Source organism: Actinotalea sp. Marseille-Q4924 (assembly GCF_916618755.1).
Taxonomy (GTDB): Bacteria; Actinomycetota; Actinomycetes; order Actinomycetales; family Cellulomonadaceae; genus Actinotalea.
In genome coordinates, this window is record NZ_CAKAKB010000005.1 from 1 (window position 1) to 14,058 (window position 14,058).

General features: G+C 72.9%; 8 protein-coding genes and 1 pseudogene. All 9 read left to right on the top strand.

The window, feature by feature from the left end:
* Positions 1–608 (top strand): annotated as a pseudogene (locus LG379_RS14800) (hypothetical protein); the annotation flags it as partial.
* 489 nt (positions 609–1,097) lie between these two features.
* Positions 1,098–3,407: a hypothetical protein gene (locus tag LG379_RS14805; protein WP_225755372.1), complete on the top strand. Its 2,310-nt coding sequence runs from the start codon at positions 1,098–1,100 to the stop codon at positions 3,405–3,407.
* Between the two features lie 170 nt (positions 3,408–3,577).
* Entirely contained in the window at positions 3,578–7,300 is a 3,723-nt protein-coding gene (gene mfd / locus LG379_RS14810; protein ID WP_225755373.1) for a transcription-repair coupling factor, read from the top strand.
* Positions 7,301–7,373: 73 nt separating this feature from the next.
* Positions 7,374–7,928 (top strand): hypothetical protein, encoded by a 555-nt coding sequence (locus tag LG379_RS14815; protein WP_225755374.1) that lies wholly within the window; start codon positions 7,374–7,376, stop codon positions 7,926–7,928.
* 5 nt (positions 7,929–7,933) lie between these two features.
* Positions 7,934–8,671, top strand: a complete 738-nt coding sequence (locus LG379_RS14820; protein ID WP_225755375.1) for a MazG family protein — start codon at positions 7,934–7,936, stop codon at positions 8,669–8,671.
* Positions 8,672–8,767: 96 nt separating this feature from the next.
* Complete coding sequence (locus LG379_RS14825) at positions 8,768–10,333, top strand: Re/Si-specific NAD(P)(+) transhydrogenase subunit alpha (RefSeq protein ID WP_225755376.1); 1,566 nt, start codon at positions 8,768–8,770, stop codon at positions 10,331–10,333.
* Position 10,334: 1 nt separating this feature from the next.
* A complete protein-coding gene (gene pntB, locus LG379_RS14830; protein WP_225755377.1) occupies positions 10,335–11,735 on the top strand; it encodes a Re/Si-specific NAD(P)(+) transhydrogenase subunit beta in 1,401 nt (466 codons plus the stop codon).
* Positions 11,736–11,921: 186 nt separating this feature from the next.
* Positions 11,922–13,199 carry a phosphopyruvate hydratase gene (gene eno, locus LG379_RS14835; RefSeq protein ID WP_225755378.1) on the top strand — a complete coding sequence of 426 codons (1,278 nt, stop codon included), beginning with the start codon at positions 11,922–11,924 and terminating at the stop codon, positions 13,197–13,199.
* Between the two features lie 321 nt (positions 13,200–13,520).
* On the top strand, positions 13,521–13,988 hold the full coding sequence (locus LG379_RS14840) for a septum formation initiator family protein (RefSeq protein ID WP_225755379.1): 468 nt from the start codon (positions 13,521–13,523) through the stop codon (positions 13,986–13,988).
* Positions 13,989–14,058 lie beyond the last annotated feature (70 nt).

Below are 14,058 nucleotides of genomic sequence, written 5' to 3' on the forward strand. Positions count from 1 at the left end.
ACGTGACGCTGCCGACGACGACCGGTGTGGTCTACACCGAGGTGCGTGAGGGCAGCACGGTGACGGTGACCGCGGCCGCCGCGGAGGGCTACGTGCTGGCCGACGGTGCGATCACGGAGTGGGTGTTCGAGTTCACGGACGTCCCCTGCCAGCCGGGCACGGTCGAGATCCCGGTGCCCGCTGCGCCGGCTCCGGTCGGCCCGACCTGCTCGGCGCCGGGTTCGCTCACGCTGGTGGACGGCGCGTCCTTCACGTGGGCCGGACCGCGGGTCCTGGGCGCCGGCACGCACACGGTGACGGCGACGGCGAAGGACGGGTTCGTGTTCGTCGGCGGCAAGGCGACTGTGTCCTACACGGTCACGGTGCTTGCGGCGACCGGCTTCCAGTCGACCGACGCGAGCAAGCCGTGCTACGTGGCTCCCTCGACCGTGTCGAAGCCCGTGGTGCCCGCAAAGCCGGCTGCGGTGGTCGTGCCGCCGCGGCGCCCCACGCCCCAGCTCGCCGCCACCGGCGCCGAGGGTGTCCTGGCGGCCGGCGCCACGGCGGCCGCCCTGGCTCTCATGGGTGCCCTGGGCATCGCGTGGTCCCGACGGTCAGCGCGCAGCTGAGTGAGGTGTGTACGGAGGGGCGGGTCGCAGTCGCGGCCCGCCCCTCCGGCGTCCTACCAGCAGACCGCTGCAGCGGCGCGTCGGTATGCGTCCGCACAAGGAACGATCTTGGCGCAAGCGCCTGATCGGGTGAATCTCCTCATTCAGGGTGCAGGTGTGTATACCGCGGAATAGCGTCGATATCGGGCATCCCGCCCAGTACGGGTCGGGATCGTCGGAGATGGGCTGGCCGTTCGAGGGCGGGCGGAGATCGACGCGCACGGGGGCGCGGAGGTGTCCGGGCGCACATCACCATCGCAGCAGATGGTGGGGACGACACCTGGCTCCACGGGCGGCACCCGGACACCTACCGGGACCCGTTCGCCCGACCACCGGCCGACCGGCCGAGGGTCCGGCAGATCTGGGTGGGGGAACGCGATGAGACGAGTACTGGCAGTAGCGACAGCGGGGCTCATGGCCCTCGCTCTCGCAGGTCCCGCGGTCGCGACCGTGGGTACCGACGAGCAGTCCACCGACGGCGTCGTGGCCGTCGAGCCGGCACCGGTGGTGGAGGAAGCCCCCGCGGTGACCGAGGCCCCTCCGGCGGTCGAGGAAGCACCTCCCGCAGCCGAGGAGGCGCCGCCTGCAGTGCAGGAGGCAGCGCAGCCCGCCCCAGCCCCCGCCGCACAGGAAACCTCCGGTGAGGCTGCTGCCGCGATGGCCAAGCCCGCGGTCAAGCCTGCCGATCCCGGCAACTCCGGCAACGACAACGGCGGGGTCTGTCCTGACACCTTCGTCGAGGGCGTTGGCGGCTGGTTCAAGTACGACGGCCTGAACGGCGAGACGTTCTCCGTGCCCGCGATGGACGGCTACGTCGTCGCCGAGGTCTGCTACAAGGCCTCCACCGAGGTCGTCTACCTCGGCGCGGTCACCTCCGTCACCTCGACCGTGCTCAACGACAACGGCAAGGCCCAGGCCCTGAGCCACGTCTCCGTCCGTTACGTGCCGGTCACCCAGCCGACCGTCGTCACCCCGGGCATCCCGCAGTTCGTGGAGCTCTGCGGCACCGAGGACGACGACGTCGTCCTGCCGACCACCGCCGGCGTCGTCTACACCGAGACGTGGGACGGGCTGACCGTGACGGTCACCGCCACGGCAGCGGCCGGCTACACGTTGGCCGTGGGCGCCGTGACGAGCTGGACCCACACCTTCACCGACCTGCCGTGCGACTACGTGCCCGTCGTGGTGACACCCGAGGTGCCCGAGTTCGTCGACGAGTGCGGCACCGCCGACGACGAGGTGATCCTCCCCGAGGACACCGAGTACGTGACGTACGAGATGACCCGCGACGGCATGGTCGTCACCGTGACGGCCGTCCTCGTCAACGAGGCCGACGTCTTCGCCGACGGCGTGGACACCGAGTGGGAGTTCACGTTCACCGACGTCGCGTGCGACACCGACACGGTCGTCAAGGTCCCGCTGTGCCACGCGACGGGCTCCGAGACGAACCCGTACGTCTTCATCGAGGTCAGCGTCGCCGCGTTCTTCCAGGCCGGCCACATCGACCACGAGGACGACATCTTCGACTCCTTCACCTACGTGAAGCACGGTGAGACCCTCACGGTCGACGCCCAGGGCGACCTGTCCCTGCTGGAGAACGAGTGCGACACCGGCGGGGTCGTCGTCCCCGACGAGGTGACCCCGTCCGTGATGGTCGAGGACACCGTGTGCGTGCCTGGTGAGTTCCAGCTCATCGGTGGGTCCATCACCCTCGGCGACGAGGACGGCGTGACCTACGTCGTGACCCTGGACGGTGAGGAGGTCACCGACCTGACCGACCTGGAGCCGGGCCACTACGTCGTGACGGCCATGCTCGAGGACGGCTACGAGTTCGGCGAGCTCGGTGCCGGCTGGACGCTGGACGAGGACGGCAACGCCGTCTTCCACGTGATGATCACCGATCTCCCGTGCGAGCCCGGCCTCCTGGGCGTCACCCCGTCCGTGTCGGTCGTGGACGCCGTGTGCGTGCCCGGCGAGACGGAGCCCGTCGGTGGGTCCATCACCGTCGGCGACGAGGACGGCGTGACCTACGTCGTGACCATGGACGGGGAGGTCGTCACCGACCTCACCGACCTGGCGCCCGGCGAGTACACGGTCACCGCCATGCTCGACGAGGGCTACCAGTTCACGACGCTCGGCACGGGCTGGATGCTGGACGAGGACGGCAACGCCGTCTTCACCGTCGAGATCTCCAACCTGTCCTGCGGCGTCGTCGGTGGTGTCTTCGGGCCGATCGTGACCATCACCACGCCGATCTGCGTCGAGGAGGACGACGAGCTCTTCGGGGCCGTCGACATCACCCTCGACAACTCCGACTCCACCACAGCCGTCACGTTCGTGATCTGGGTGGACGAGGACGAGGTCGACGAGATCGAGCTCGCGGCCGGTGAGATGGAGACCGTCGAGCTGCTCTTCGAGGACGCCGCCACGTATGACGTCGTCGTCGAGGCGATCGGCGTCGACATCGAGGACACCGACACCTACGCGGTGTTCGAGACCACCATCGTCGTCGACTGCGCCGAGGACCAGCCGCAGAAGCCGGTCATCGTGACCCCGGTGGTCAAGCCGGTCGTCACCACGCCTGCCCGCCCGGCCGTGATCGTCTCGCCGACGATCCGCGGACCGCAGCGGCCGACGATGCTGGCGCAGACCGGCGTCGACGACACCACTCCGTGGCTGCTGGCCGGGGCTGCGGGCCTGATGGGCCTGGGCGGCATCGCCCTGGTCGTCGGCCGGCTCCGTGGCCGAGTGGAGGAGTGACCGCCCGCACCGGTCGCCCCTGAGGGCGTCGGTGTGAGGACAGGATGAGTGGAGGCCCCCGGTGCGTGACGCACCGGGGGCCTCCGTCCGTGCGCACGTAGACTTGCCCCACACCCCGTCCGATCCTCGGCCGGGGCCCGTCGTGCTGCCCCCGGCCTCTGACAGGACCCATGAACCTCACCGGTCTGCTGCCCCTCCTCCTCGCCGACCCGGCCGCCGCGCGCCTGCGCGAGCTGGCCGCGGCGAGCCCCGCCGCGCGGGAGGAGACCGTCGACGTCGTCGCGCCCGCCGGCACCCGGCCCCCGCTCCTGGCTGCCGTCGCGGCTGCGCTCGACGGGTCGACGGCGATCGGCACCTCCACGCCGCCCGTCACGGTGGTCGTCACCGCCACGACCCGTGACGCCGACGACCTGGCCGCCGCGCTGCGCTGCTTCCTCCCCGCCGACGACGTCGCGGTGCTGCCCGCGTGGGAGACGCTCCCGCACGAGCGGCTCTCGCCGCGCAGCGACACCGTGGCACGCCGTCTCGCCGTCTTCCGCCGGCTGGCGCACCCTGTGGCCGACGGCGGCCAGGCGGGCGCCATCCGCGTCCTCGCGGTCCCGGTGCGCGCGCTGCTCCAGCCCGTCGTCGAGGGTCTCGGCGAGCTCGAGCCCGTCTCGTTGCGCACGGGCGAGCGCGCCGACCTGCAGGACGTCGCCGAGCGACTCAGCGCTGCCGCCTACACGCGTGTCGACATGGTCGAGCGGCGCGGCGAGTTCGCCGTTCGCGGCGGCATCCTCGACGTCTTCCCGCCGACGGACGACCACCCGCTGCGCATCGAGTTCTGGGGCGACGAGATCGAGGAGATCCGCTGGTTCGCGGTCGCCGACCAGCGCAGCCTCGAGGTCGCCACCGAGGGTCTGTGGGCGCCGCCGTGCCGCGAGATCCTCCTGACCGACACCGTCCGGGGCCGCGCCGCCGCCCTCGCGCAGCAGCTCCCCGGCGCCGCCGAGATGCTCGAGAAGCTCGCGCACGGCATCGCCGTGGAGGGCATGGAGTCCCTCGCGCCCGTCCTCGTCGAGCGCATGGTGCCGGTCCTGGGGCTGCTGCCCGCCGGGTCGCTCGTCACCGTCGCCGACCCGGAGCGGGTCCGCCGTCGGGCGCACGACCTGCTCGCCACGAGCCAGGAGTTCCTGGATGCCGCGTGGACCGCGGCGGCTGCGGGCGGCAGTACCCCGATCGACCTCCGGGCGGCGTCGTTCGTCGAGTACGCCGACACGCGCGAGGACGCCCTGGCGCGCGGCCTCGGCTGGTGGTCCTTCAGCGCCTTCTCGCTCGAGGCAGCGGCGGCGCAGGACGACCTCCTTCCCGCCGCGGCGGGCCAGGACGGCCCCAGCACCGCCGCGCTCCAGGACGGCGCCCCGCGCGCGGCCGTCGTCGACGGCGACGAGGGGACCACCGTCGTCGTCGGTGCCCGGGACGTGCGCGGCTACCGCGGCGACGTGCCGGCGGCGGTCGCGGACCTGCGCACCCTGCAGCGCGAGGGCTGGCGTCTCGTCATGACGACCGAGGGCCACGGCCCGGCCCAGCGCATGGTCGAGCAGCTGACGGCCATGGAGGTCCCCGCCCGCCGGGTGGGCGAGGTGGCGGAGGCGCCGGAGGAGGGCGTCGTCGTCGTCACGCCCGCGCCGGGCGGCCGGGGCTTCGTCGCGCCGGCGCTCCGGCTCGCCGTCTTCAGCGAGTCCGACCTCACCGGGCGTGCGGGGACGTCCACCAAGGACATGCGGTCGATGCCGTCGCGGCGCCGCAACGTCGTCGACCCGCTCGCCCTGCGCCCGGGGGACTTCGTGGTGCACGAGCAGCACGGCGTCGGCCGGTTCGTCGAGCTGGTCCGGCGGACCGTCGGGACCGGCGCTGCCAAGGGCACGCGCGAGTACATGGTCATCGAGTACGCGTCGAGCAAGCGCGGGCAGCCCGGCGACCGCCTGTACGTCCCGACCGACCAGCTCGACCAGGTGACCAAGTACACCGGCGGGGAGTCCCCGACGCTCAACAAGATGGGCGGCTCGGACTGGGCGAGGACGAAGGGCCGCGCGCGCAAGGCCGTCAAGGAGATCGCGTCGGAGCTCATCCGCCTGTACTCCGCCCGCATGGCGACCTCCGGGCACGCGTTCAGCACGGACACCCCGTGGCAGGCCGAGCTCGAGGACGCGTTCGCCCACGTCGAGACCCCCGACCAGCTCGCCACGATCGACGAGGTCAAGGCGGACATGGAGAAGTCCGTGCCGATGGACCGGCTCGTCTGCGGCGACGTCGGCTACGGCAAGACGGAGATCGCCGTCCGCGCCGCGTTCAAGGCCGTCCAGGACGGCAAGCAGGTCGCCGTCCTGGTCCCGACGACGCTCCTCGTCCAGCAGCACCTCGACACCTTCTCCGAGCGGTACGCCCAGTTCCCCGTGACGGTCCGGGCGCTGTCCCGCTTCCAGTCCGACAAGGAGGCGAAGGAGGTCGTCGAGGGCATCTCGGACGGCACGGTCGACGTCGTCATCGGCACGCACCGCCTCATCACCGGGCAGGTCAGGTTCAAGGACCTCGGCCTGGTGGTCATCGACGAGGAGCAGCGGTTCGGCGTCGAGCACAAGGAGACGCTCAAGCAGCTGCGCACCGACGTCGACGTGCTGGCGATGAGCGCCACGCCGATCCCGCGGACGCTCGAGATGGCCGTCACGGGCATCCGGGAGATGTCCACGCTGGCGACGCCGCCGGAGGAGCGACACCCCGTCCTCACGTTCGTCGGGCCGTACGACGAGAAGCAGATCACCGCCGCGATCCGCCGCGAGCTGCTGCGCGAGGGCCAGGTCTTCTTCGTGCACAACAAGGTCGACAGCATCGAGCGGACGGCGGCGCGGCTGGCCGAGCTCGTCCCCGAGGCCCGGATCGCGACCGCGCACGGGAAGATGGGGGAGCACCAGCTCGAGCAGGTCATCGTCGACTTCTGGGAGAAGCGGTTCGACGTCCTCGTCTGCACGACGATCGTCGAGACGGGCCTGGACATCTCCAACGCCAACACGCTCATCCTCGACCGTGCCGACCGCATGGGCCTGTCCCAGCTGCACCAGCTGCGCGGACGCGTCGGCCGCGGTCGGGAGCGGGCGTACGCGTACTTCATGTACCCGCCCGAGCGGCCGCTCACCGAGACCGCGCACGACCGCCTCGCCACGATCGCCGCGAACACCGACCTGGGCTCCGGCATGCAGGTGGCCATGAAGGACCTGGAGATCCGCGGCGCGGGCAACCTGCTCGGAGGCGAGCAGTCCGGGCACATCGCCGGCGTGGGCTTCGACCTCTACGTCCGCATGGTGGGGGAGGCCGTCGCGGCCTTCCGCGGCGAGCCGGACACCCGCCCGGCCGAGGTCACCCTCGAGCTGCCCGTGGACGCGCACGTGCCGCACGAGTACATCGGGCACGAGCGCCTGCGCCTGGAGGCGTACCGCAAGATCGCCGACGCCACGACGGCCGAGCGGCTCGACGCCGTGCGCGCCGAGCTCGTCGACCGGTACGGGCTGCTGCCCGAGCCGGTCGACAACCTCTTCGAGGTGGCCGCGTTCCGCAACCTCGCCCGCGACACCGGACTCACGGACGTCACCGCGCAGGGCAAGTTCATCCGCTTCGCGCCCGTCGAGCTGCCCGAGTCGGCGCAGCTGCGGCTGCGGCGGCTGTACCCCGGCTCCATCCAGAAGCCGGCGATCCGCACGATCCTCGTGCCGTTCCCGACGACGGGCCGCATCGGCGGGAAGGCCCTCGCCGGCGGGGAGCTCCTCGCCTGGGCGCGGGACCTGGTCGACGGCGTGCTCCAGGGATCGATCGGCGCGGCGGCCCACGTCGCCCAGCCGACGACGACGGACGCCCGGTGACAGGGCCGGTCGGCCGCGCCGACCTGCGCTGGGCCTACGATGCTGGCGACGCTTCGACCCTGGAGGTACCCCGGTGAGCCTGACCACGCCGACGTGGAGCCGCACGCGGCGCCGTGCCGCCCGCACCGTCGCCGCCCTCGCGGTGGGCGCGGCGCTGCTGACCGGCTGCGCGCAGACGCCCGGCACCGCTGCGGTCGTCGACGGGCGGACGATCACGGAGGCGACGCTCCAGGAGGCGACCGCCGAGCTCGGGACGCTCATCCCCCAGGGCATCCCGACGCAGCAGGTGCTCATCAACCTCATCGCCGCGCCGTTCCTCCTGGACGCCGCCGCGGCGGCCGGTGCCGGGGTGTCCGAGGCCGAGGCCGTCCAGCTCGCCGAGCAGCTCGCCGCGCAGGCGGGTCTCGCGGAGACGCCGGAGCTCGGGGACGGCAGCCTCACAGTGCTGCGCTCCACGCTCGCGCAGCAGAAGCTCACGCAGTCGCCCGACGCCGCCGAGGTGTTCGCGTCCTTCGAGGAGGAGCTGACGAACGCCGACGTCGAGCTCAGCCCGCGCTACGGGAGCTTCGACCTGACCGCTCCGGGCGGCATCGTCGCCCCGGAGCGGCCCTGGATCGACGCGCGCTGACCCTCGTGCGCGAGTCCGTGGCAGACGCCGGGCCGACGGCCGACGGGCCTGCCGTGCCGCCCGCCGAGCCGTCCGCCGGCGCGGACCCTGAGGCGGGCGGTGGGATCGCGGATCTCGTCGCGGTCATGGACCGCCTCCGCTCGCCGGGCGGCTGCCCGTGGGACGCCGAGCAGACGCACGAGTCGCTCGTCCCCTACGCGGTGGAGGAGGTCGCCGAGGTCGTCGAGGCGGTCGAGACCGGCGACCGCGCGGGGCTGCGCGAGGAGCTCGGCGACCTGCTCCTGCAGGTGGTCTTCCACGCACGCGTCGCGCAGGACCACCCGGACGACCCCTTCGACATCGACGACGTCGCCCGCGGCATCGCGGCCAAGCTCCGTCGGCGGCACCCGCACGTCTTCGGTGACGTGACGGTCGCGGGCGCCGCGGAGGTCCACCGCAACTGGGACGCCATCAAGCAGACGGAGAAGAGCCGGGCGTCGGCGGTCGACGGGATCCCGCCCGCGCTGCCCGCGCTCGCCCGCGCGCAGAAGGTGCTGGGCCGCCTCCGGCGGGCCGGCCTGCCGGTCCCCGACCGCACCGCGCGGGACGCGCCCGACACCGCGCCCGACGACGCCGCGGCGGACCTCGGCGCCCGGCTGCTCGCGCTGGTGGTCGAGGCCGACGCCGCCGGTGTCGACGCCGAGCAGGTGCTCCGGGGGACGGTCCGTGAGCTCGAGGACCGCGTCCGTGCGACCGGCGCGTGAGCCCAACGTCCTGGATCCCGGCGACCGCCGGTTCTAAGGTCGCGTCGGTGGCGGCTGCCCCCGGCCGTGCAGTCGAGGAAGGCAGGCGATGAGGCGATGAGAGTCGGCGTCCCCCGGGAGCCGCGTCCCGGCGAGCGGCTGGTCGCCGCGACGCCCGCGACGGTCGCCCAGCTGCGCAAGCTCGGCTACGAGGTGCTCGTCGAGGCGGGCGCCGGCGTCGCCGCGTCCTTCCCCGACCAGGCGTACGCCGACGCCGGGGCCGCCGTCGTCGGCGCCGAGGAGGCGTGGGCGGCCGACGTCGTCACCACGGTCAACACCCCGCCGCACGATCGCCTCGCCCGGCTCATGCCGGGCCAGACGCTCGTCGCCATGCTCGGGCCGGCCGGGTCGCCGGGAGTCGTCGGCACGCTGGCCGAACGTGGTGCGACAGCCCTGGCGCTCGACGCCGTGCCCCGCATCTCCCGCGCGCAGGCGCTCGACGTGCTCAGCACGCTGTCCAACGTCGCCGGGTACCGCGCGGTCATCGAGGCCGCCGAGGAGTACGGCGGCATGTTCACCGGCCAGGTCACCGCCGCCGGGAAGACGGCGCCCGCGAACGTCTTCGTCATCGGCGCCGGCGTCGCCGGGCTGGCGGCCATCGGCGCCGCGGCCAGCCTCGGCGCGCAGGTCCGGGCGTTCGACGTGCGGCCCGAGGTCGGCGAGCAGATCGCGTCGATGGGCGGCCAGCCCGTGCGCGCGGAGGCGGCCCAGCAGCAGGTGTCCGCCGACGGCTACGCCGCCGCGCTGACCGAGGAGCAGGAGCTCCTGACCCGCCGCATGTACGCGGAGGAGACGGCACGCGCCGACGTCGTCGTCACGACGGCCCTGGTCCGCGGGCAGGCGCCGACCACGATCACGGCCGAGATGGTCGCTGCGATGCGACCCGGCAGCGTCGTCGTCGACCTCGCCGCGTCCGGCGGCGGCAACTGCGAGCTCACGGTGCCGGGGAAGCGCGTCGTCACCGACAACGGCGTCGTGGTGCTCGGCTACACCGACCTCACGAGCCGCATGCCGCGGCACACCTCGCAGCTGTTCGGTACCAACGTCGTCAACCTGCTGACCCTCCTCACGCCGGAGAAGGACGGCGAGCTGACCCTCGACCTCGAGGACCCCGTGCAGCGCGGCATGACCGTGACGCGGGCGGGCGAGGTGCTGTGGCCACCGCCGCCGGTGCAGGTCTCGGCGGCGATGGCGGCCCAGCCCGCCGTCGACCCCGTCGAGGCGGAGCGGCTGGCCGCCGAGGCACGGGCGACGGCAGCCGCCCAGGCGGCACGCCGCCGGACCCGCCGCACCGCGCTCACCGGGCTCGGCGCCGTGGCCCTGGCCCTCGCCCTCACGTTCGCGCCGGAGGAGACCCGTCAGCACCTCGTGGTGTTCGCGCTCGCGGTCGTCGTCGGCTACTACGTGATCTTCAACGTCACGCACGCGCTCCACACGCCGCTCATGGCCCAGACGAACGCGATCTCCGGGATCATCCTCGTCGGCGCGCTCCTGCAGATCGGCTCGGAGAACCTCGTCGTCTCCTCGATCGCCTTCGTCGCCGCGGCCGTGGCCAGCATCAACATCTTCGGCGGGTTCCTGGTCACGTACCGGATGCTCGGCATGTTCCGGAAGGGCGACTGACGTGCTCACCTCCCTCGCGCAGGCCGTGTACGTCGTCGCGGCGCTGCTGTTCATCGCGAGCCTCGCCGGCCTGTCCGGGCAGGCGACGGCGCGTCGCGGCAACGTCCTCGGCATGGTGGGCATGGGCCTCGCGCTCGGCGCGACGGTGCTCCTCGCCGCCGAGACCAGCGAGCGGCCCGTGCTCGTGACGCTCCTGCTCATCGCGCTCGTCTTCGCGATCGGGGCCACCGTCGGGATCTGGCGGGTCCGCAGCGTCGAGATGACGCAGATGCCCGAGCTCATCGCGATCCTGCACAGCTTCGTCGGTCTCGCCGCGGTGCTCGTCGGCTTCAACTCCTACCTCACCGAGGAGGCCGACGCCGTCCACCAGGTCGAGGTGTTCCTCGGGGTGTTCATCGGCGCCGTGACGTTCACCGGGTCGATCGTCGCCTACCTCAAGCTGGCGGGACGGCTCAGCTCGGCGCCGCTCGTCCTGCCCGGACGCAACCTGCTCAACCTGGCCGCCGTCGTCGTCTCCCTCGGCCTCATGGCGTGGTTCGTCGTACAGAACGCGCTCGTCCCGCTCGTCGCGATGACGGCGATCGCGCTCGTGCTCGGCTGGCACCTCGTGGCGGCGATCGGCGGCGGCGACATGCCCGTCGTCGTGTCGATGCTCAACTCGTACTCGGGCTGGGCGGCGGCCGCGGCGGGCTTCATGCTCGGCAACGACCTGCTCATCGTCACCGGCGCGCTCGTGGGCTCCTCCGGCGCGATCCTGTCGTACCTCATGTGCCGCGCGATGAACCGCTCGTTCATCAGCGTCATCCTCGGGGGCTTCGGCGTCGAGGGCGGGACCGTGGCGGCCGACGGCGAGCAGGGGGAGCACCGGGCGGTGCTCGCCCCGGAGGTCGCGCAGATGCTCACGGACGCACGGTCGGTCGTCATCACGCCCGGCTACGGGATGGCGGTGGCCAAGGCGCAGTACCCGGTCGCCGACCTCGTGACGCGGCTGCGGGCGCAGGGCATCCAGGTGCGGTTCGGCGTCCACCCGGTCGCCGGTCGTCTGCCCGGGCACATGAACGTGCTGCTCGCCGAGGCGAAGGTGCCGTACGACATCGTGCTGGAGATGGACGAGATCAACGACGACCTGGCGCAGACCGACGTCGTGCTCGTCATCGGCGCGAACGACACCGTCAACCCTGCGGCGCTGGAGGACCCGGGGTCGCCGATCGCCGGCATGCCGGTGCTGGAGGTGTGGAAGGCGAAGCAGGTGGTCGTCTTCAAGCGGTCGATGGCGACGGGCTACGCGGGGGTGCAGAACCCGCTGTTCTTCCGCGAGAACACGGCGATGCTCTTCGGCGACGCGAAGGACCAGGTCGAGGCGATCATCACGGCCCTGCAGACGCAGCCCGCACACGTCTGACGCCGCCCGCACGAGATCGGGCGGGTCCCATGAACGTCCCGCCCGGTGCGGCGGGATCCGCACTACTGTGGACCGCGGCCGGTTGACGACGACCGGCGGCAGGTCGGTCCGTCCGCCTCGCCGCTGGTCCGCGGAACCAGGACCAGCCCGGAGAAGATCCCCACCAGTCCGTACGAAGGAGCTTCCGTGGCCACAATCGAGGCCGTAGGCGCCCGCGAGATCCTCGACTCGCGCGGCAACCCCACCGTGGAGGTCGAGGTCGCCCTCGACGACGGCACGATCGCCCGCGCCGGTGTGCCCTCGGGCGCGTCGACCGGTGCGTTCGAGGCCGTCGAGCGTCGTGACGGCGACAAGGGCCGCTACCTCGGCAAGGGTGTCCAGGACGCGGTCAACGCCGTCATGGACGACATCGCGCCGGAGCTCATCGGGTTCGAGGCGAGCGAGCAGCGTCTCGTCGACCAGGCCCTCAAGGACCTGGACGGCACGCCCAACAAGGGCAAGCTGGGCGCGAACGCGATCCTCGGCGTCTCCCTCGCGGTGGCCAAGGCCGCGGCGGACTCCGCCGACCTGCCGCTGTTCCGCTACGTCGGCGGCCCCAACGCGCACGTGCTGCCCGTGCCGATGATGAACATCCTCAACGGCGGGTCCCACGCGGACTCCAACGTCGACATCCAGGAGTTCATGGTCGCGCCGATCGGTGCGCCGACCTACCGCGAGGCGCTGCGCACCGGCGCGGAGGTCTACCACTCCCTCAAGTCCGTCCTGAAGAGCAAGGGGCTCGCGACCGGCCTCGGCGACGAGGGCGGCTTCGCCCCGAACCTGCCGAGCAACCGCGACGCGCTGGACCTCATCCTCGTCGCGATCGAGCAGGCCGGGTTCACGCCGGGCACCGACGTCGCCCTCGCCCTGGACGTCGCCGCCACCGAGTTCTTCAAGGACGGCGCGTACCAGTTCGAGGGCAAGGCGACGTCGCCGGCCGACATGATCGCCTTCTACGAGAAGCTCGTGGCGGACTACCCGCTGGTCTCCGTCGAGGACCCGCTGTCCGAGGACGAGTGGGACAGCTGGACCGAGCTCGTCGCCAAGGTCGGGGACCGCGTCCAGATCGTCGGCGACGACCTGTTCGTCACCAACCCGGAGCGCCTGGCCAAGGGCATCCAGCTCAAGGCCGCGAACTCGCTGCTGGTCAAGCTCAACCAGATCGGCACGCTGACCGAGACCCTGGACGCCGTGACGATGGCGCAGCGCGCCGGCTTCACCGCCATGGTGTCGCACCGTTCGGGCGAGACCGAGGACGTCACCATCGCGGACCTGGCGGTCGCCACCAACGCCGGCCAGATCAAGACCGGTGCCCCCGCGCGCGGCGAGCGCATCAACAAGTACAACCAGCTGCTGCGCATCGAGGAGGAGCTGGACGACGCCGCGGTCTACGCGGGCGCCGGCGCCTTCCCGCGCCGCGGCTGAGACGCACCACCAGCGCCGCCCCGCGGCGCACCGGCAGGGCCCGACCGTCCCACGGTCGGGCCCTGCCCGCGTCCGGGTGACCTCGGCGGGGCAACGCGCCCGGCCGCCTGACGGTCCCGCCCCTCCGGAGCGGGCACAATCGAGGGCATGTCCCGCCGTCCTCCCGCTCCGGTGCGCCCCTCGGGCGCCAGCGCTGGGACCCGGCGACCCGTGCGCCCCACCTCCGGCCCGGCCGCCTCCGGCGGGGGCGCCCGGCCGGCGCCCCGACCGACCGCGGAGCGTGCCCCGTCCGGGCCGCGACCCGCGCCACCCGCCCGCCCGGTGCGCGCCACGGGCGCGACGGCGGAGGCCCGCCCGGTCCGGCTGGCCCGCCTGCTGTCCGTCCGGGCGATGGTCCTGGGCGTCGTCGGGCTCGTGGCGTTCACGCTGCTCTTCCCCTCCGTGCGCGCCTACCTCGGGCAGCAGGCCGAGCTCGACGCCCTCGAGCAGGATCTCGTCGCCGCCCAGCAGCGCCAGGAGGACCTGCGCGCCGAGCTGGACCGCTGGGAGGACCCGGCCTACGTGGAGGCCCAGGCGCGGTCACGGCTGTCGTACGTCATGCCGGGGGAGACCCCGTACCGCGTCATCGACCCGGAGGTCGTGGTCGAGACGCCCGTCGTCGAGGGCACGGCGTCCGCCGAGACGGGACCCGCGCTGCCCGTCGGGGGCTCCGGTACACCCTGGTACGCGACCATCTGGGACTCCGTCGAGGTCGCGGGCGAGCTGCCGGTCCCGGACGGCGAGGGGTGAGCGGGCACCGGGACCTGCCCGGTCCCCGCGGCGCCACGGCCGACGACGACGCCGCGGCTCCGGCCTCCCC